This is a genomic window from Halopseudomonas sp. (assembly GCF_038130085.1).
Classification (GTDB): Bacteria; Pseudomonadota; Gammaproteobacteria; order Pseudomonadales; family Pseudomonadaceae; genus Halopseudomonas.
In genome coordinates, this window is sequence record NZ_JAYPMU010000028.1 from 936 (window position 1) to 19,669 (window position 18,734).

Annotated in this window: 24 protein-coding genes; 18 read left to right on the top strand and 6 right to left on the bottom strand. The window is 56.8% G+C overall.

The features are described 5' to 3' along the window. Positions 1-376: 376 nt before the first annotated feature. The gene (locus tag AAFM31_RS15720) at positions 377-844 is read right to left on the bottom strand and encodes a nucleoside deaminase (protein WP_341708854.1); all 468 of its coding nucleotides are present in this window, start codon (positions 842-844) and stop codon (positions 377-379) included. Next, complete coding sequence (locus tag AAFM31_RS15725) at positions 837-1,541, bottom strand: NAD(P)H-dependent oxidoreductase (RefSeq protein WP_341708855.1); 705 nt, start codon at positions 1,539-1,541, stop codon at positions 837-839. Before AAFM31_RS15725 ends, AAFM31_RS15720 begins: the two co-directional genes overlap by 8 nt. Positions 1,542-1,676: 135 nt before the next feature. On the opposite strand from AAFM31_RS15725, the gene AAFM31_RS15730 reads away from it, so the two are divergent. The 7 genes from AAFM31_RS15730 to AAFM31_RS15760 all read left to right on the top strand — a co-directional run bounded on the left by AAFM31_RS15730 (position 1,677) and on the right by AAFM31_RS15760 (position 6,594). Further along, positions 1,677-2,534 carry a LysR family transcriptional regulator gene (locus tag AAFM31_RS15730; RefSeq protein ID WP_341708856.1) on the top strand — a complete coding sequence of 286 codons (858 nt, stop codon included), beginning with the start codon at positions 1,677-1,679 and terminating at the stop codon, positions 2,532-2,534. Between the two features lie 1,031 nt (positions 2,535-3,565). After that, positions 3,566-3,796: a hypothetical protein gene (locus AAFM31_RS15735; RefSeq protein ID WP_341708857.1), complete on the top strand. Its 231-nt coding sequence runs from the start codon at positions 3,566-3,568 to the stop codon at positions 3,794-3,796. A gap of 1 nt (position 3,797) precedes the next feature. Next, the gene (locus tag AAFM31_RS15740) at positions 3,798-4,187 is read left to right on the top strand and encodes a hypothetical protein (RefSeq protein WP_341708858.1); all 390 of its coding nucleotides are present in this window, start codon (positions 3,798-3,800) and stop codon (positions 4,185-4,187) included. A gap of 194 nt (positions 4,188-4,381) precedes the next feature. Then, complete coding sequence (locus tag AAFM31_RS15745; RefSeq protein WP_341708859.1) at positions 4,382-4,879, top strand: hypothetical protein; 498 nt, start codon at positions 4,382-4,384, stop codon at positions 4,877-4,879. Positions 4,880-5,009: 130 nt separating this feature from the next. Beyond that, positions 5,010-5,804: a hypothetical protein gene (locus AAFM31_RS15750; RefSeq protein ID WP_341708860.1), complete on the top strand. Its 795-nt coding sequence runs from the start codon at positions 5,010-5,012 to the stop codon at positions 5,802-5,804. 106 nt (positions 5,805-5,910) lie between these two features. After that, the gene (locus AAFM31_RS15755) at positions 5,911-6,321 is read left to right on the top strand and encodes a L,D-transpeptidase family protein (RefSeq protein WP_341708861.1); all 411 of its coding nucleotides are present in this window, start codon (positions 5,911-5,913) and stop codon (positions 6,319-6,321) included. 57 nt (positions 6,322-6,378) lie between these two features. Beyond that, positions 6,379-6,594 (top strand): TIGR02450 family Trp-rich protein, encoded by a 216-nt coding sequence (locus AAFM31_RS15760; protein WP_341708862.1) that lies wholly within the window; start codon positions 6,379-6,381, stop codon positions 6,592-6,594. 23 nt (positions 6,595-6,617) lie between these two features. On the opposite strand, the gene AAFM31_RS15765 is transcribed toward AAFM31_RS15760, so the two are convergent. After that, entirely contained in the window at positions 6,618-7,166 is a 549-nt protein-coding gene (locus AAFM31_RS15765) for a DUF3010 family protein (RefSeq protein ID WP_341708863.1), read from the bottom strand. Between the two features lie 57 nt (positions 7,167-7,223). Here AAFM31_RS15765 and AAFM31_RS15770 point away from each other — a divergent pair, with 57 nt between their 5' ends. Then, positions 7,224-7,694, top strand: coding sequence for a GFA family protein (locus tag AAFM31_RS15770; RefSeq protein WP_341708864.1), 471 nt, complete (start codon positions 7,224-7,226; stop codon positions 7,692-7,694). A 23-nt stretch (positions 7,695-7,717) separates the two neighbouring features. On the opposite strand, the gene AAFM31_RS15775 is transcribed toward AAFM31_RS15770, so the two are convergent. From AAFM31_RS15775 to AAFM31_RS15785, 3 genes are read right to left on the bottom strand one after another with little or no spacing between them, the layout of a single operon-like run. After that, complete coding sequence (locus AAFM31_RS15775; protein ID WP_341708865.1) at positions 7,718-8,710, bottom strand: HupE/UreJ family protein; 993 nt, start codon at positions 8,708-8,710, stop codon at positions 7,718-7,720. Then, complete coding sequence (locus tag AAFM31_RS15780) at positions 8,707-9,576, bottom strand: peptidylprolyl isomerase (RefSeq protein ID WP_341708866.1); 870 nt, start codon at positions 9,574-9,576, stop codon at positions 8,707-8,709. The genes AAFM31_RS15775 and AAFM31_RS15780 overlap by 4 nt, the downstream gene beginning before the upstream one ends. 4 nt (positions 9,577-9,580) lie before the next feature. Then, a complete protein-coding gene (locus AAFM31_RS15785; protein WP_341708867.1) occupies positions 9,581-11,398 on the bottom strand; it encodes a DUF3604 domain-containing protein in 1,818 nt (605 codons plus the stop codon). Positions 11,399-11,599: 201 nt separating this feature from the next. On the opposite strand from AAFM31_RS15785, the gene AAFM31_RS15790 reads away from it, so the two are divergent. From AAFM31_RS15790 to AAFM31_RS15835, 10 genes are all read left to right on the top strand, one after another. After that, positions 11,600-12,241, top strand: a complete 642-nt coding sequence (locus AAFM31_RS15790) for a DUF998 domain-containing protein (RefSeq protein WP_341708868.1) — start codon at positions 11,600-11,602, stop codon at positions 12,239-12,241. Between the two features lies 1 nt (position 12,242). Further along, a complete protein-coding gene (locus AAFM31_RS15795) occupies positions 12,243-12,686 on the top strand; it encodes a hypothetical protein (protein WP_341708869.1) in 444 nt (147 codons plus the stop codon). Beyond that, positions 12,673-12,909, top strand: a complete 237-nt coding sequence (locus tag AAFM31_RS15800) for a helix-hairpin-helix domain-containing protein (protein WP_341708870.1) — start codon at positions 12,673-12,675, stop codon at positions 12,907-12,909. Before AAFM31_RS15795 ends, AAFM31_RS15800 begins: the two co-directional genes overlap by 14 nt. A gap of 126 nt (positions 12,910-13,035) precedes the next feature. After that, on the top strand, positions 13,036-13,893 hold the full coding sequence (locus AAFM31_RS15805) for a DNA ligase (RefSeq protein ID WP_341708871.1): 858 nt from the start codon (positions 13,036-13,038) through the stop codon (positions 13,891-13,893). 91 nt (positions 13,894-13,984) lie between these two features. Next, positions 13,985-15,154: a glyceraldehyde-3-phosphate dehydrogenase gene (locus tag AAFM31_RS15810; RefSeq protein WP_341708872.1), complete on the top strand. Its 1,170-nt coding sequence runs from the start codon at positions 13,985-13,987 to the stop codon at positions 15,152-15,154. Between the two features lie 110 nt (positions 15,155-15,264). Continuing rightward, positions 15,265-15,471: a hypothetical protein gene (locus tag AAFM31_RS15815; RefSeq protein ID WP_341708873.1), complete on the top strand. Its 207-nt coding sequence runs from the start codon at positions 15,265-15,267 to the stop codon at positions 15,469-15,471. Then, positions 15,443-16,825: a sulfatase-like hydrolase/transferase gene (locus tag AAFM31_RS15820; RefSeq protein WP_341708874.1), complete on the top strand. Its 1,383-nt coding sequence runs from the start codon at positions 15,443-15,445 to the stop codon at positions 16,823-16,825. The genes AAFM31_RS15815 and AAFM31_RS15820 overlap by 29 nt, the downstream gene beginning before the upstream one ends. A 151-nt stretch (positions 16,826-16,976) precedes the next feature. Next, a complete protein-coding gene (locus tag AAFM31_RS15825) occupies positions 16,977-17,327 on the top strand; it encodes a septal ring lytic transglycosylase RlpA family protein (RefSeq protein WP_341708895.1) in 351 nt (116 codons plus the stop codon). Positions 17,328-17,469: 142 nt separating this feature from the next. After that, the gene (locus AAFM31_RS15830) at positions 17,470-18,048 is read left to right on the top strand and encodes a DUF2059 domain-containing protein (protein ID WP_341708875.1); all 579 of its coding nucleotides are present in this window, start codon (positions 17,470-17,472) and stop codon (positions 18,046-18,048) included. A 95-nt stretch (positions 18,049-18,143) separates the two neighbouring features. Further along, positions 18,144-18,704, top strand: a complete 561-nt coding sequence (locus tag AAFM31_RS15835; RefSeq protein ID WP_341708876.1) for a DUF2059 domain-containing protein — start codon at positions 18,144-18,146, stop codon at positions 18,702-18,704. The last annotated feature ends 30 nt before the right edge of the window (positions 18,705-18,734 follow it).

Below are 18,734 nucleotides of genomic sequence, written 5' to 3' on the forward strand. Positions count from 1 at the left end.
GTAACCTGTAACCTGTAACCTGTAACCTGTAACCTGTAACCTGTAACCTGTAACCTGTAACCGGTAAGCGCTTGTTCCCTAGCTTGTTCGCAAGAGACGCCAGCGTTGCTCAACGATACATGGTTTTGTTGTCTGGCATGTTTGGAGTCTGCTTTGGGTTATATAACATCTTTTTTTGAGTCGTTTTTTTGTTTGGATTTTATATAAGGTGCGCGAGTTTAATTCGGCAAAAGGCATGGATGTGGCCGGGGTTTTTTACTTCGAATTGGCTTTGCTTCGGCAGAGCGCGGTATTGCGCGCATATTTTATACGGCCTGGATGCCGTTCATCGCAGGCCATATAGTCTACAAGCGCCCCGAGCTTTTCAGTCAGCCTCTCAGGTTTCGGCTATCTGAAATGGGAGCAGCTTCCTGTCGTGTTGCAGTTGGGTGGCTTTCACGTCACTAAATAACTCATTTTTCAGGTATTTATAAGTCCATAGATAGTCGAAGCTATGCTTTTCCGCGTCATGTCTATCTGATATGAACAGCACCTTCATGATGCCGGCTACCCGGATCGCCATATAGCATAGAGCGCAAGGCTCGCCTGAAGCAATTAACGTCGTGCCTTTTAAGGAGGCCGTTTTTTCATTCTGCGAAGCGTCTCTAATCGCCTGGATTTCTGCATGTGCGGTACAGTCCAGCTGGCTGGCGACCTGGTTTACCCCTTTACCAATGATGTTTCCGCTCTGATTCACAATAATGGCTGAGAACGGCAAGCCTCCTGCCGAGACGTTGCTAATAGCCAGATCTATGACACTGTCGGCATGGGCGTAGAGAAGGTCATCACTAATGTGGCTATGCATTGGTGGCCTCATTAATCGGCGCGGGCGTTTGCATCGAAGTGCTTAGCTCCGACGCAAGGCGATATGCCTGCTCTCTAGCGTTCTTCAGGGAGGCGCGGTGTCGCTCATCACCAAACTCTTGATACTCGGAGCTGATCTCGTAAATTTCTTCAACTCCCAAGTACCTGCTCAACGTCCGTAGGTGTGGCGACAAGTGACCGGAATCTTCCCGTACTCCTCCTTTTTCAAAGCCAAACTCTCCACTTGAGGTCACTATGATTAGTGTCTTGCCTGAGAGTAGAGGTTGCAACGGGAAGTCGCCTCGCGCCAGATCGAAATCGAACGTCTTGTTTATTCGTACGATTTGGTCGAACCATGCTTTTAGCTGAGCCGGCATGCCGTAGTTGTACATTGGCGAGGAGATCAAAATAACGTCTGCAGCGGCCACTTCTGCAATGAGCTCGTCTGATAACGCCAGCAGCTGCTTCTGTTCCAGACTTCTTGTGTTTTCAGGAGTAAATACTGCGCCAATCCAGTCCTGTGTAATGAACGCAGGAGGGTTTACACCAACATCTCGATAAATGTATTCATCGTCTGGTCTATTATTTCGCCAAGTATTAATGAACTGTAGAGCGATGTTTTTGGAGATGGAGTCATGATCCGGATTGGTGTTCTTCGCGGCTCTAACACTGGAATCGATGTGCAGTAACGTGCTCATGTTTCTTGCCTCTGTTGTTTAATGACAGAAGCTATTTTGTAAGCCGGTATTGACGGGTACAAACGAAAAGACTGTACTTGCAGGTGAGTTTAAATCATCTAGGTTGTCGACGCGCTTGTGGTCGGTTAGGAGGGATTGGCTTTGCAGGTATCATTACAGGCGCTTAAGGCCTTTGAGGCGGCCGCTCGCCGGGGCAGCTTTAAGCTGGCTGCAGAAGAGCTTTCGCTGACGCCAACAGCAATTTCACACCACGTCAGTAACTTGGAGAGTCGATTAAATGTAAACCTGTTTCATCGGCGGGGAAGGCGGATATCGCTCTCCGGAGCTGGTTTGAAACTAGCTCAAGCGCTGTCCGATGGATTTAGGATAATCGACAACGCTTTGGATGAACTGATGGAGGCGGGTAGTTCCGTCAGGGTGACGACAACATCATCGCTGGCCGCCATGGTTCTGATCCCATATCAGCATCAATTTGAAGAAGCCAATCCCGATATTTCTGTGGAAATATCCACTGGCGAAGCAGTCGATAGCCAGTCATACATCATTCCTGTTCGGTTTGGTGATGCCTCAGTCACAGATGGCGCCAATATTCTCTCTCATGAGTTATTCGATGTGTTTGGCGCCTATGAAATGGCATCGCCGAACTGGTCGGAGGACACCATTACCCTTTTTACAACTGAGTGGAAAAACAAGGCATTGCCGGATCCTCCACTAGAAGCCTGGTTGAAGGTCAACGGGTTGGATCGCTCACAGTTTAAAGTAAAAAAATTTGATCAAGAGTTTTTTGGTATTCAGGAGGCGGTGCTGGGTAACGGGCTCGTGTTCTGTTCGACGACCCTCACTAAGGGGCTGGTTGAGGCTAATCGTCTTAAACAGTTCGGTACTCGTTCGGTCGACTCTGGGTTGTGCTATTACGTGCCGAATAGGGCCGGATATGAAACTAAAAGTGCATTCCGGTTTTTAAGTTGGCTTGAATCGGTTTTGAATAGATGATGCATTTGCGCTGGTGCATCATTTGCTTTTCCCAGATCGTTTGTGTCGTTCCGCGCTCGCCCCTGCTTGATTGATAGTATTTTGACCGTCTTATGTTCAGCCGGTGTGGGCTAACTTTTTCCTTTTTTGTCGAGCTGGCTAGTGGTGGGGCCGTTGTCTATGGCCTATTTCTTTGCAACTGCTTCTCGACCTGCGGGTACCGCCTAGAAGTAAGTGGTTCGCATGTGGGGCATCACGTGAGATCGCATATGACACTCCAGGCACTGTTCAGCCGAACGTGGTATTGCTGATGCAAACAACTTACGACTTTGAAGATTGCATACGTTGCGGAGTGAAAATTCATCGCGGCATAGAGGTATCGATCCAGACCGTTATGGCCCTGAGCAAGGTTGCCCCTGACGCCTATGCGCAAGAGATCTCCTTACTTGAAGGGCTTGGGCTTGCAGCCGCGCAAGACTATGTGGACCACAGGATGGGCCATAACTGCATCGCCGTCGCGCCGCCCTGCCCAAGCTGCCATAGCCCGTTGCAGTCTTGGCACGTAAGTGGTTGTCTTGAGTGTGGTTGGCTCAGGCCCTTGGGCAGAGCGCTCAGTGAGTGTTATTGAGGCTGGTTGGGGGCGTCGGGGCTGCAGTCTGCAAGGGTGATAGCGTGAGATATCCGCGAGCAACGAAGGCCACAGGTTTTAGCAAACGTGGCGCTCTTGATACAGCGCTTAGAGCGCTATTGTTTTTTATTCCCCGGACAAGCCCTGGCTATGACCAGCGGCTGCAGGAAGTGACCGCCTGGTTAGTGGAGTTTGACGACGATGGCTTACCGGTTAGAGAGATTGCTCTGTATGGAGCTGGCTGCCCTGTTGTTTGCGGCCTGAATGAGTGCAACTTCGGCTTCTGGCTGGACACCTCAATGCGGTTTGATGATGTTACGGGTGGTGAGATACGTGTGGGCCAAGGCTCAGCGAATTCACGCCCTAAGTAGGCCAAACCGTCGGCGGCGTTAGTTTCCTTGGCGCAGGTGTAAGGTGAATCAGGTTGAATAAAGTGCTGTTCGTCAGTGGTTGCCTGCTGCTCTTTTATGCCCTGGCTGCATACGCAGCGGGTTTGTTGCCGGTGGATCTTGGGCAAGGGGAGGGCGGTGCGGAATTTATGAAAGTGGTGCCGAGCAGCGACGGCTCAGTTGATTGGGCGCAGTGTCGGTTGTCCGCGCTGATGGCGGGGCTTTGTCTGGTCGTTGTCGGTTGGCTCAGGGCGAGGGCGCGCTGACATGGATCGTCTTTATGCGGTTGCTGACGACTTTGAGGCGCGCATTCGTATTTTCACCGAGGCAGAGGGTGGCCGCAGCACGCCGGTGTGCAACGGCATTCGCTGGGATTTTTCCTACGCTACAGACGAAGACGCTCGTGAGCTTTTCATGATCTGGCCTGACTTTGTTTCCGCCTCGGGAGACAGCCTTTCCCAGTATGAACCCTTGCCGCTCTCGACCTTTCTTTGCGCGCGCATGACGGTTGTAGCGGACGAGATGAGGGCCCTGGTACACCGGGCGCGCATTTTTCCCGGGGTCGAGTTTTTTTGCCATGAAGGCGACAGGAAAGTAGCCGTTGGTTGTGTGACAAGGATTACTGGGCTGTATCGTGACCGTGAGAGTCAAGGTTGATGAATTGAGTACTGTTCATCGCCCGTTATGCTGTTGGTGGTGTGAGTATCGTTAGGGTAGTTAAAGACGTCTGAGTGCTGAAGTGTTGGCTCGCTTTTCACAAAAAATGCCGATGTTTGATTGTATGGCTTGATCGTTTTTGAGACGCGCCGGATCGGCTTTATCACAATGGAATGCGCCGGTTGGAGGGTGCGATGAAACGGATTTTTCCGCTGTTGCTGGTCCTTATTTTGGCGCCGCTCTGTTATGCCAGTGTGTCCAATGCTTTGTTGGACAAGCCCGAAGCTCTTGGCTTTTTTGCGTTTTACGACCTCTCCTACGCACACTATCTGTTTTTCTATTACCTCAGAGATGAGGTTGCCTGGGGGGCGACGGCTTTCTCCCTGGGGCTTCTGTGTTTTTGGAGCTATTTGATTATTCGGCCTGCCAAGTTCTCCGCGCTGAGTTGGGCAACATGCATATACGCTCTGTGTATGCTCGCCATTAATGGCCTGGTTTTTACGGCGAGTGTCGCTTATGTGCGCAACTGGAAAAAACTGCCCGACAGCTTTGTTGAGTTTTTTGCCGTGTTTGCTGAGCTGCCGCTGGGGTGGATGGTATTTCTTGCATTTGCCTTGATTGGCATTCCGCTGCTGTTGATCATTTTTTCATGGCTGCACCATCGTTGCTTATCTCGCGACAGTCAGGCATGACGGTGTGCTACGAGAAGATGCACCGTGCTCCGGGATTTCGGGCTTGATGTCTGTGTCGTGATTGCTTGCTGGTGTTGTATCGTCGCTGTAGGGATAAGCCGAAATTGTTAATCGCACAAGGATGTCAGGAGTGAAGTATTTCAAGTACTGGGTAAAAGAAACCCACCGTATTCGCGTCGCCGGGCAGCCGGAAGAGATCAGCCTGCTGGTTGGGTCGAACGAGTCTAAGGAGGCTGCCAGTGCGCAGGCTTCTGTTCTGGCCCGTGGCATTGAGAAACGCATAGAGACCCGCGACGCGCGTGATGAGTACGAAGCGGGGATCAAGGAGCATGTGGCTCGGGTAATCGATCGATCCAATGTGGTTACGGTCTGCCGCTATGGCGCCAAAATTCTGAATACAGACCAGTACACCATTCTCGATTTGGACGACTACCCCAAAAGCTTCTGGGACAGGTTTGGCGCAGCCCGGAAGATGACGAAGAAGGAGCGGATCGTCTTCAAGTTCGAACAGGCCGTTGCCAAGCTGCCAGAGTTGGGCTGCGATTTCAGAATCTATGAGACGGCAAATGGCGTGCGGGTGATTGGCAAGCAGTATCTGGATCCTGCAGAGCCGCGCAGCACCCGGATCATGCAGAAGATTAACGTCGACTGGCTGTACATAATTCTATCCAGCAAGCAGCGCTGTTTCCGCGCGCGCCTCAGCCCTAAACCGTACCGGTTGGGCATCAAGACCATCAAGGTGTCTAGCCCACTGGTGTGTGAAACAGACGAGTACCGGAGTTGGGAGCAAGTGTATGAGGCGGCGTCGCAAGACGTCTCTGTTGTGCATTATCTGAAGTCTATTGGTAAGGACTTTTCGCGCGATCCGGTGGTGAGATTTCACGATGAGCAGTGCAATGCGCACAAGCGCTTCAAGTTGGCGTAATCTCATCCGTCTGCGCTTGCGGATGGCGAAAGTGATCTCCTGTCGACGTCTGCTGTTTGTGTGTTGTTGGTGTCTGCCCGTCTTTTGCTCTGCAGCGGTTGATCTGGTGCAGGTCGACAAATCAGAGCGCCAGATGCGGTTGCTGGATGGAGAGCGAGTGGTCGCGGTGTATGCCATTTCGCTGGGCGGCTCGCCGCAGGGGCACAAGATGCAGGAGGGCGACCAGAAAACGCCCGAGGGGCGCTATGTTCTGGATTACAAGAACGAGGCGTCCAGCTACTACCGCTCCATGCACATCAGTTACCCGAATGAGGCGGACACCCTACAGGCCTCTGCGCGCGGCGTTAGCCCCGGTGGATTTATCATGGTTCACGGGCAGCGCAATGGCTTTGGCTGGTTCGCCCCGGTGTTGCAGCACTTTGATTGGACTGACGGCTGCATTGCGATTACCAATACCCAGATGGACGAATTTCTGTCTTTGGTGGTGCCGGGCACGCCCATCGACATACGCTGGTAGCCCTGTATCCGATGGCAGGCGTGCCGGCGTGACACCCGGGTGAAAAGTGGAGAGCGAATGAATCAAATCAATCCAGCAAAGTTGCTGCACAGCAAGTGGACCGCTGTCACGCCGGTCAAGCGGGAAAAGCACTTTATGGTGGTTGAGGTCGAGTACGACGAGGAGGGCGCTGTGTTGTCGTGCCTGCTGGAGGCGGTGTTGACCAAAAGCCAGTATTCGATCGACTGGCGCGAGCTGAAGGATGTTGAGCGTTGGCGCCAGGGGTGGAAGTAGCCCTGACGCCGATGTAGCACTGGTCAGTCGGCGTATTTCGCCTGCATCAGATAGGCATAGGCGGTATTGAAGGCGGTTTCTTGATAGGCCTTCAGGCCGGTTTCAGCGAAGGGAACCGCAATCGGGTTGCGCTTGATCGATTCCTTGATGTCGGTCGGCGACATGATGACCACATCAAGGTCTGCAATCAGTTCAATGGCGGCTTCGAGCTTGAAGCCGACGGCGCCGCCGGCAAACTTGCCTTTAATGGGGCGCTGGCGAATGACCACGGTATCTACCTTGTAGTCCTCCATCAGCTTGGCAAAGGTCTGCTGGAAATAGCGCAGGTCGCTGGCGTTGTGGGTGCTCGTCAAACTCAGACGGCGCGAGCGGAAATCCGGTAGCTGAAACAGTTCGTCCTCCAGTGACAGGAGGCAGAGATTCGCATCGTTACTGTTGAGGTCAACACCGCACACTTTCATAAAAAGCCCAATTCTGTGATTTCGGCGCAGTATAGCGCAGGCCGATTGCTTGGGGTTTGTGCGCGGCGTGTTGGTGCTGGTCTCGTAGCGGGAAATGACAAGTGTGCGCATGGCTGTTTGGTTAGCATGGCCTAACAGCGCAGCCGGTTCTCAACAGGAATAACAATCATGGCCGATAGCTTTAATACCTCAGGGCAATGCCAGTGCGGACACGCACGTTTCTCTATTTCTGGCCGACCACTTGTGCGTGGTTTCTGCCATTGCCTGATCTGTCAGGCGTTCAATCAGGCGGCGTTCGCCGATATCACCGTGTTTTATGCCCGGGATGTGCATTTGCACGATGAGAGCACGGTGGCCTTTCGGGCACACCAACAACCGCCAATGCTCAAGCGCGGATGCTGTACCCAATGCGGCAAGCCCGCCATCGAGCGACTGAACATTCCGCTGATGCCTGCGCTGGTTGTCATTCCCACTGCCAATCTGAGTGATCCGTCTCTGGCGCCGCAGCCGGCGCTGCATATCTTCTACAACCGTCGCCAGGCAGACGTGGACGACGGTTTGCCGAAGTACTGCGGTTATCTCAGCAGTCAGACGCACTTTGGTATCGCGGCGATCAAGGTCATGCTGAGCAGGCGCTGATGCGCGCTGCTCAGGTTGAGGGGTTAGAAGAACATCACGTCGACCCGTTCGATCACCCAGAAGGCCGCGAGGGCGCCGATGCCGTAGGCCGCAGCAGTCGGAGCCTGTTGCGGCAATCTGCCGAGCTTGCTCAGCAGATTGGCTAGCCCCAGCAGCGCGGCGATGAACAGCAACTGGCCGATCTCCACGCCGACATTGAAGAACAGCAGCGCCAGCGGAATATCGGATTGCGGCAAGCCGATCTCCTGCAGCGCGCCGGCAAACCCGAAGCCGTGCAGCAAGCCGAAGGCAAAGGCGATCAGCCAGGGCCAGCGGGTTGCCAAACTACGTTTGCCTCGGCGCAGGTGCACCGCTTCGGCCGCAACCAGCAAGATACTCAGCGCGATCAGCGCCTCGACTGGCGGCGGTGGCAAGGATACGTAACCCAGGGTGGCCAGCCCTAGCGTGATCGAGTGAGCGACGGTAAAGGCAGTCACCGTCTTGAGCAGCATCGGCCAACCGCGCACGATGAGCATTAGCGCGGCGACAAAGGCCAGATGGTCGATCCCCGCGAGAATGTGCTCAATGCCGAGCACGGAGTAGGTCTGCACAACGCGCCAGGCCGCCGGGGTTTCCGGAATCTCGGCGCTGTTGTCGCGTGGCCTCAGCAGGAAGCTGTAGTGGCTGCCATCGATCAGGCTAACGTTCACCAGTGCGTCGATGGCGGTGCGGTCAAGATTGCTGATCTGCAGGCTGCTGCCAGCCAGCGAGCGGTCACCGCTCAGGCGGTAGCGAAACAGTACGAAGCCGTTGACGACGGTTTCACCCGGTATTGGCGTGAGCGTGAAGCTCGGCGCGAAGCTGGGACGGATGTCCTGCACCATGCCGTTGTTGGTGGGGACCTTCCACACCAACTCGTACTGCTGCGGGGCGGTCTCATCGATCTGCAGGTAGGCTGGTCTGATTTCGTGGGCTTGAGCGGTGAAGCTGACGCAGAGCAGGCAGAGCAGCAATGGCAGGAGTGCGCGTCTGATCATCGTTTGGCGTACTCCTCACGCACGTGGTCCGGCACGCCGTCGGCGCTGATCTCAACGTGATATTTATTCAACAGTTCCAGGAAGACCCGGTCCTGTGTATCCATCACGCTGTAGTACTCGTACTGGCGGGCCACAAACTCGCGTATATCTTCGAACGCGGCGAGTTGTCGGGCCTGGCTTTCGGTTACGTACACCAGATGCAGGCCAAGGCCCGATCGCACTGGTCCTGCCCAGCTGCCGACTGGCAGGTCAGCCAGTGCCTTGGCGAAGTCACCGCCGAAGGCGTTTTCGATGCCCTGAGCGGGGCTGAGCGGCCAGTCCTGGGCGATGCCGAGCTTGTTCCGCTGGGCTTCCGGTACATCGCCACCCGCCTGCAGGTCCTGCAGTGCTTGCTGCAGGTTGGTGGCATCGGCCTCGGCCGGAAGGTACAGCACCTGACGGAACGCAAAGCCCTGTGGCAGGGTAAACAGGTCAGGGCGCTCGGCATAAAATGCGCGCAACTGTTGGTCGGTCGGTGGCTGCATCAGGGCGCTGAGGTCGCTGGCGACTGCCTCCATCTTCTGCGCCAGACGCGTGCGGATGATGTCGTCTTCGTGATCCAGCCCCATACGCAGGGCTTCGCGGTAGAACACTTCCTGACGCAGATGGCGGTCGATGATGGCTTTTACATCCTCTGGTGAAGGATCGTGTTTCCACTGGGCCTTCCACAGGGTTTCGAGGTGATCGAGTCGGGCCTGATCCAGCACGATCACGTCGCCATCAACAGCGGTGTCTTCGGTCGGTGCCAACCAGGACCAGGCGCCAAACAGCAGGCCCCCCGCGACGACAAAGTGGACGAGGGGTTCTCTGACAATCTCTTTCAGCATGGTCTTAGTTCACCTCGTGCCAGATCGGGGATGCCCAGGCACGCTCGACCAGCTCGCGTTTGACGTCTTCCGGGTAGCTCACCCCGGAGCGCAGCTCGTCGTAGAGGGTCCAGCGAGCGGTCGGCAGCTGCAGTACGCGGACGTAGTAGAAGGCTTCCTGCTTCGGGTCCCAATCCGGGTCGGTCCACACACCGGTCAATACAGGATCGCCTTTTTCTCTGTTGAATGCCCCGGTTTGCATGTTGATCGGCGCGTCGATTGGGGTGACGCTGCCATCAGCCTGCAGGCGGTCGCCAGACGCGACGACGTCATACACGGTGTCCTGCATTTCGCCGTTCTCGTACCAGCCCTTGATGATCTGTATGCGATCAAGATTGGGGCCGATCGGGTCCTTCATCGCCCAGAGCAGGAACTGAGGGGCTTCGCTGCCGGTGTAGTCCCCGCCCATCGGGACGCCTTTGGCGTAGCCGTCGGCCACCAGGGCCTCATAGCTGGGATAGCTGCTGGCGAAGCCTTGGCCGGCAAACACACGGACCTTCATGCGCGGGCCGCTGGTGGCGAAGGTTTCCTTGGCGAGCATCGAGTCCCAGATGGCGCCGCGGGTGTTGGATTCTGCCCAGACCGCAGTCAGCGCACCGGGACTGGCGTCCGCAATGCGCATCTCACCTTCGAGCATGGACACCGCACGGACCTGCGCAGTGCGGTCTGCATAGCCGTGGCTGCCGACGGTGTAGTTGTCCTCTTCCACGTTGCTGGGCGTGCCGTTGTGGCTATCGGTGCCGCCGACAAAGCCGTACTTGAACGGGTTTACGCCGAACTGGGCGTGGTACTTGATGCCGCGTCCAAGGCCGTAGCGCACGTAGTTTTCCTTGATGAAGGTGCGGCCGTTGAACATCTGAATCGTGACGGCATTTTCAAAGTCGGCGAACTCGTCGTTTGGCCAGAAGTTGGGGATGACCTCGGAGTTGCCTTTTACCTGCATCATCTCGATCAGCGGTTCCATGCTGGCGCGGGTTTCGGCGTATTCCCGGCCGATGGGCACGCCGCTCAGGCTGGCCTCTGCGAACAGCAGGCCCTTGGACTCGTTGGAGTTGTGCGGAATGGCAAATACCTTTTTGCCATCGTTACGCTGTGTCTGCATCCAGGCCCAGAGTTGCTCAGGGTCTGCGCCTTCGTTAGACGAGAAGGGCAAATCCGGAACATTGCTGTCACGGAAGAACACGTTACGATGCTGGTTTGCGCCGCCCGGAGCAGAGGTCCACTCATAGGCATGGATGGTGGTAAACACGCCCGGCTGGTAGTGCTTCTCGGTGGCTTCAAAATTCTTTCGCCAAGTGGACTTGATGGCTTCTTCGCCCTGGAAGAATGCCGGATGCGGGTCGCCGCCACCGGCCAGAGGGGTCAGCACATACTTGTTGTACAGCAGCAGGGCGGTTTGCAGGTTGGGGGCTTCACGGAAAGCCACGGCGACCTCATCGTCATACCCCGGAGCGCCTTCGTTCATCAGGCTGTACGCCTCGCCCATGAACTCGGAGTGGTCGGTTACCGCAACGAAATCAAGTGGCCGCTTGATTCGGTGCAGGCTGCCATTGACCATGATTTCTTCGCCTTTGGCGAAGCGGTAAGCGTCGTCCGGCGTAAGCCGGTTGCCCGCGATGAAGGCGTCCATCGAGACACCGGTGTGTACATGCTGTTCACCGAAATAGGCGTCTTTCAGCGGGTTGGTTGGGGCGTTCTCTTCAGTGGTTGCGGCCCAGCTGGCCGGCGCGCTGGCGCAGATCAGACTGGCGCCCAGCATGCGCATCAGAGTCCGAGTTTCCATGCAATGTCCCTCGCGTTGGGGGTGTCGGATGGGTGGTTTAACCAAGTCTGTTCGAGTGTAGATCGTGCATGGGAATTGCGCTTTTCTTGCCGCGAGAATCAGACGCCAGAGCTGTTCTGCAGAGGCGAGGTTGTTATAGTGCCAGTCCTGTATTCTGACCCGGACGACCTTCTGGGACTCTTACCGACAGGACGTGATCTGATGAAAAAACACGCGCTGTTCTCCGGGATGATGATCCCCGTCTGGTTGTTCTTGGGTGTGCTGATTACCGGTTCTCTTTATTCTGACTACAGCCATGTTGATCAGGCCATGAGCGAGCTTGGAGCGGTGGATGCGCCGACCCATCTGCTGTCGCCGTTCATCAACAACTTCCCGCTGGGCGTGCTGTTCATGATGTTTGGTGGGGCCGTCTGCGCGATGTTGCCGACGTCCCGGTTGGGACGGTTGTCGGGCATGTTGATTGGGTTGCATGGTCTGGCGAGCATCGGTGCCGGCGTGTTTGTCTGCGATCCGGGCTGCGCTCCGGTTGAGCCGTCGCGTGATCAGGTGCTGCATAACCTGTCCGGGTTGGTGATGTTTGCATCGCTGACGCTGGCCAATCTCCTCTGGGTTTACCTTGCCCGCTCAGTGCTGCGCTCTGCCCCGTTCAGCTGGTTCTCTGTTGTTTGCCTGATTCTTTCGTTGGTGGTGATGCCGATGATGGCGGCGGCGGTGGAGTCGGGTGAGGCATTTGGGCTGTATCAGCGGATCAATTACGGCGTGTCGGTGATCTGGCTTGGGGCGTTGTCCTGGATGCTGACCCGGGAGCGTTACGCTCGGTCGCTGAACGGCGCGGTTGCCTGACGTGTTGCAGCCGATCATTCAGGAGCAAACCACCGGGTGCGGTATCGCCTCTGCCGCTGTATTGCTGGGCCACAGCTATGCGCAGATGAAGGCCATAGCCAACGCCATGGGCATCTTTGCTGAGGATGAATCCTTGTGGTCCGACACGCATTATGTGCGGCGCTTGCTGGCGACGGGCGACCTTGTCGTATCGCCAACCGAGCAACCCTTCGAATCCTGGCTGGCGCTGCCGGATCTGGCGTTGCTGGCGATCAAGTACCACGTTGAATGCGGGCGGCCGTTCTGGCACTGGGTGGTGTTTGAGCGCACAGGCCCTGATATGCGGGTGCTGGATTCTGCAAGTTATCTGCCTGCAAACGTACGGACGGACTTCGACGCCATGCAACCGCGCTGGTATATCGAAGTAAGGCAATTGGCGGAGGTGGAATCCGATGGCATTCAGTGATGCTGAGCGCACTGCGCTGCTGGCGCTAAAAGGGGTTGGCCCGACGGTAGTGCAACGCTTTGAAGAAATTGGTCTGGACTCCTTTGAGCTGCTTGCCGCTCACTCCGCGCAGGAAGTCGCGGAGCGAGTAGCTGGTATGCTGCGCAGCAGTTGTTGGAAAAATAATCCGCGGGCGATTGCGTCGGTGGAAGCGGCGGTGCAGCGTGCGCGAAAAGGGCTGTGATGCCCTGCAGCAATGACGGGGTGAGATGTGACCCGTTTCTGTTCTGGCGCCGCCGACAGTTGTTTCCAATGGGGCTTGATGCTCGACTTTGACTGATTACGTGCTGCAGAGAGCAGGGAGGTTCTCGTGCGCTGTCTCTTTCGTCAGCTGGCGCTGACGCTGCTGGTCTGTTGTCTCCCCATTGCGGTGCATGCTGACAGGGCCCTGATGCTCGCTGGGGTCTATCGCGGCGATGTCTCCGTTACTGACTACTGGATAAGTGAAAAGCTCGATGGCGTTCGCGCTCGTTGGGATGGTCAGCAGTTGCTGAGCCGGAGCGGCTACCGCATCCATACGCCGGAGGGCTTTACCCGTGACTGGCCGACGATCGTTATGGACGGTGAGCTGTGGCTGGGACGCGGGCGTTTTGATGAGGTCAGTGCGCTGGTGCGCCGCACGCAACCTGATGCTGCCGCTTGGCGGGCGGTGCGCTTTATGGTGTTTGATCTGCCGGAGCATGGCGGTGCATTTTCTGATCGGGTCGTGGCTATGAGGGCATTGGCCGCGCTGCAGCTGCCCGCACTGGAGCCAGTAGAGCAGTTTCGAGTGCGCGATGCTGATGCGCTGGATCGGCGTCTTGCCGAGGTAGTTCAGGCCGGAGGTGAGGGGCTGATGCTGCATCGAGCAGATGCTCGGTATCTGCCGGGGCGCAGTCAGGCGTTGCTCAAGTACAAGCCCTATGAAGATGCCGAGGCGCGCGTAGTGGGGTACACCGCCGGTCAAGGCAAGTATCTGGGACAGGTGGGCGCGCTGGTCGTTGAGGATGACCAGGCCCGGCGGTTTCGTCTGGGCAGCGGTCTGAACGATGCGCTGCGGCTCGCGCCGCCGCCGCTTGGATCGGTTGTCACCTATCGCTACAACGGGCTTACCTCCGGCGGCTTGCCGCGCTTTGCGCGCTTTCTGCGTGTGCGCGAGCAACCGGAATGTTGTCTACCCGCCCGATGATTTACCTCTGAAATGGCCTCTATGTGCTAAACACAACAATAGTTGGCCGACGAACTGCGTCTGGTCTTGGGGTGCGTTTGGGGGATAGGGAATGCGGAAACTGGTTCCGCTGCTGGCAATCGGGCTGGCGGCTTCGGGAGTAGCGCAGGCAGCGTCGCAAACCGATTACATCATTGATCCGGAAGACGGCGTGTATGAGTCGAAGGGGCTGCTGTCGAAGATGCCCGGCGGCTTTGTACCGGTACCGACCATTATTACCGAGCCTGCGGTCGGCAATGGTCTGGCGGTCACTGGCCTGCTGTTTCATGAGTCGGATGAGGAGGCTGCAGCGCGGGAGCGTGGTGAGGGCAGCGTGTTGCCGAGCAACATATCGCTTATCGGACTGGGTGCCACAGACAACGGAACCAGGGGCGGGGGGATAGGGCATCTCGGGTTCTGGATGGATGATCGGTTGCGCTACAAGGGCTTTCTGCTCTACGGCGACCTTAATCTCGACTTCTATTCACTGGGCAATATCAACCTCAAGCATCCGGTCGAGATGAATCTGGTTGGCCCCTTCGTCTTTCAGCAACTGACGATGCGCTACCGCGACAGCAACTGGTTCGCCGGTGTGCGCCAGATCTATCGTGAAGTGCACACCTCGTACACCGGATCGCGGGAGGTCAACAAGGTGCCGCCAGCGGCGGTTGACCTGGTCGCACGTTATCTTGAGAGGGACATCACCACCTCCGGGCTGGGGCTGGTGGCGGAGTACGACTCACGCAACAACCCGCTTGGGCCAACCGCGGGTTTTAACTACGTCGCGCATCTGAGCCGCTACGACAAAGCCATCGGCAGTGACCTGGACTACGACGCCCTGCATTTGCATGGTCTGAACTACTGGGAGTTGTCGCCGCGCTGGGACTTTGCTTTCCGTGTTCAGTACGACTCGGTGTCCGGCGACAGCAACCTGCCGCCGTACGTCTTACCTTCGGTTGATCTGCGCGGGATCTCCTCTACGCGCTATCAGGGTGAGGCGGTACTGGTCAGCGAAGCCGAGCTGACCTGGAAGTGGCGACCAAACTGGAAGTTCAACCTGTTTGCCGGGCTGGGGCGCACCGCTGACAATTTTGCTGATATCGGCAGTGGTTCGTCGTCGACCAACCGTGGTGCCGGGGTTCGTTACCAAGTATTGCAGCAGTACGGCTTCTGGATGGGGCTCGATGTCGCCGAAGGCCCCGAGGAGTCGGCGTTTTACATTCAGGCCGGCTCGGCTTGGTGAGTTGCCGTCTGTCCGCCCGGGAGCGTTGTTCTAGAGCACAAAGGTGGAATTTGTACTAGGCTGCGGGCAGTCGTTTTTGACGACGGACTGCTGCTAATGGAGGCAAGGAAATGAGTCTATTGAGAAAGGGGCGGGCACTGTTGCGTGCGGGTGCTGCCGGGTTGGTTTTGAGTCTATGTTCGGTAGCCGCATGGGCTGAGGATGCGCCCAAGCCGAACATTCTGGTTATCTGGGGCGATGATGTTGGTATGTGGAACATCAGCGCCTATCACCGCCTATCACCGCGGCATGATGGGCGGGACGACACCCAACATTGACCGTATTGCCAATGACGGCATGATCTTTATGGATCATTACGCCCAGGCATCCTGCACCGCTGGTCGCGCGGCGTTTATCACCGGGCAGTATCCAATCCGCGTTGGTCTAAGTACCGTTGGTCTGCCGGGCTCGCCGATTGGCTTGAGCAAGGAAGATCCAACACTGGCCGAGATGCTTAAACCGCTGGGCTACACCACCGGCCAATTTGGCAAGAATCATTTGGGCGATCTGGACGAGCATCTGCCGACCGCCCACGGTTTCGACGAGTTCTTCGGCATTCTGTATCACCTGAACGCCGGTGAGTACCCGGAGCAATATGACTTCCCGAAAGACCCGGAAGTGGCCAAGCAGTTTGCTCAGCGCGGGGTTACCCACTCCTGGGCGCTGGAGAATGGTCAGCAGAAGATCGAGGATCTCGGCCCCTTTGGTCAGGAGCGTCAGCGCAACCTCGACGAGGAAGTACTAGTCGAGTCCAAGCGCTTCATCACCGATGCGGTCAAGGCGGGCAAACCGTTCTTTGTTTGGCACAACACCACTCGCATGCACTATCGCACCAACCTCAATGACCATTACTCAGGTCGCAGTGGCTATGGCCTCTACGCTGACGGCATGATGGAAATGGACGACGACGTTGGCGAACTGCTCGACCTGCTGGACGAGCTGGGCGTGGCAGACAATACGCTGGTGATGTTCTCCACCGACAATGGTGCAGCCTCCAACAGCTGGCCCGACGGCGGCAACCAACCGTTCCACGGTGAGAAAGGGGTTGGCGGCTACGAGGGCGGCTTCCGCGTTCCGATGGTCGTGCGCTGGCCTGGCCATATCCCGGCGGGCGTCTCCACCGGTGAGTTCATGACCATGGAAGACTGGATGCCGACCATTATGTCGATGCTTGGTCAGCCTGATCTGAAACAGCAACTGCTGAGCGGTGCTCGCATTGGCGGCAAGCGCTACAAGGTGCATCTGGACGGCTACGACCAGACCGCGCTGCTGACCCAGCAAGGGCCGAGCGCACGCAAGGAGTTCTTCTATTTCACCGAGACCACGTTGCATGGCCTGCGTTACGGTGACTGGAAATTCCTGTTCAAGGATCAGAAGCGCTGGTTCAACGGCGTGCAAGACAATCTGGTCACGCCCTATATCACTAACCTCAAGCTGGATCCCTTCGAGCGTTTCCACGAGGCGCGTGGTTACGATGAGTGGCAGGAAAACCACTCCTGGACCTTGGGTGTCGCTACTCAGAAGGTCGCAGAGTTCATGCAGACCTTGCAGGAGTACCCGCCGCGCATGGAAAGCTTTGATATTGATGTAGATAAAATGTTGGATGAGGCCAGCCGGTCCAGCGCACGCTGAACTGTGCTGTTGCACTACGAAAAGGGGCGCTCAGGCGCCCCCTTTTTTATGAACCTTGCAGCGGCTGGGGCGGTCTATGCGACTGTTGCCTCCCAGAGGGGCGTCTGGACTCGCTGCAGGGGGCTTTTTCGTGAAAATACTCGCTTTGTGCATGGTGTTGCTGGCGCTGGGTGGCTGCAGTCATTTCTCTGGCGGGACTGCCGGTGGGCGAGTCAGTGAAACCGGGAAGGCATCCTATTACGCCGATGTGTTTCAGAATCGCAAAACCGCCAATGGCGAACGCTATCGGCACGATGTGCTGAGCGCTGCACATCGCACCTTGCCGTTCGGCACGCGGGTGCGGGTCACCAATCTGGATAACGGCAAATCGGTAGTCGTCAGAATCAACGATCGTGGGCCCTTTGTGCGTGGTAGGGTGATCGATCTGTCGAAGTCGGCGTTTAGCCGTATCGGCAGAGTTCGCGACGGTTTGTTGCCGGTGAGGCTCCAAGTATTGCGTTAGATGCTGAAGCTCGCGGTCCTTGAACATGTTATGGGCGGCAGGTAGCAGATTGGACAGAGCGCCGGGCATGGGAAGTTGAGTACACGTCTGTTTCTCTCGTGTTATCTTCGGGTCGCTTTGGTTGCCTTACAAGGAACGTTAAATGCACCGTGCTCTGGTGGTTTTTACTTTTTGCTGTCCTCTGTTTGCTTGCGTCAGTCCTCAAAACATGACTCCTGAGTCAGTGGCGTTTCCAGAGAAGAACGCAGCACCCGCGGCAGCTCCTGCCGACCCCGAAGTGCTCACTATGCTGGAGGTGATGGGGATTCGCTCTACCATTCAGGCGGGGCTGGATCGGGACTTTCTGGCGGCGATTGCGCGCGAGCCCGCCAAAGCGAGTTACTACCAGTGCATGATGGGTGAGGTCACCGCGGAACGTATTGTCTTCCAGCTGGCGCCGACCTATCGCGAGGTGTTGGGGACTGAAGAAATTGAGCAGCTTACCGTCTTTTATCGATCGCCAACGGGTCAGAAAATGCGTCTTGATCGCTGGCGCAACGGTAAGCCTGAGGCGAGCGAGGCGGAACTTGCCGCTGCCTCTGAGTTGATGGAGTCCTTGATGCCACGGCTGGCGAGGCTGCAAGGTCCAGCAATGCACCGGGCAGTGGCGGAGGGGGCGGTGGTATTGGCGTCCGCGGCCCAGCGCAAATGCGGCATACTCTTGAGGCTTGCAAATCCATGACCCTGCTTGGCCTGCTCGAGGGTGGTCAGGTATCCCATCGTCAAGTCGCGCTGCGACTGACCCGGTGTCGCTCAATTAGTACAAGGATGTGCCGTATGTCTTCACGTTATTCCCTGACTATGCTGTCTGTGCTGGTGCTTCCGCTGTGGTTGGCAGGGTGTGCTGCCAATGGCCCTGCTCCAATGCAGCAAAGCAGCTACTACGCGTTGATGGAGTCGATTGGTGTCGTTCAGATGGCGCGGCAGAAGGTGGACGAGGGAATGCTTGGTCTGCAACAGCAGTACCCTGATCGTGTCCGTGAACTGGCGTGTGTGCAGAAAATCATGACGGTCGATGCGCTGCTCGAAGACATGCGGCCGATGTATGAGCAACTGCTCAGCGAGGATGAAATGCGCACGTTGGCCGAGTACTTCCAGAGTTCTGGCGGCCAGAAAGTGCTGCGGTTGAGCAAGGAAAAGAACAGTAGTCAGGCACTCATGCAGGGCCTGAATGATGACGAGTTGATGGATATGGCGCAGAACATGGTGCTGTTCCGCAAAATCGCCAGCCCGGAGGTCCGCGGAATGATGGCGGCCTATGCAAGGGCATCGGGCCAGCGGCGCGTGGAAATGGTAGAGAGTCAGTGTATGCAGGCAGACGACAAACTCGCCCTCTGACTCTCCAAAGGGCACCTGCGCGGGTGCCCC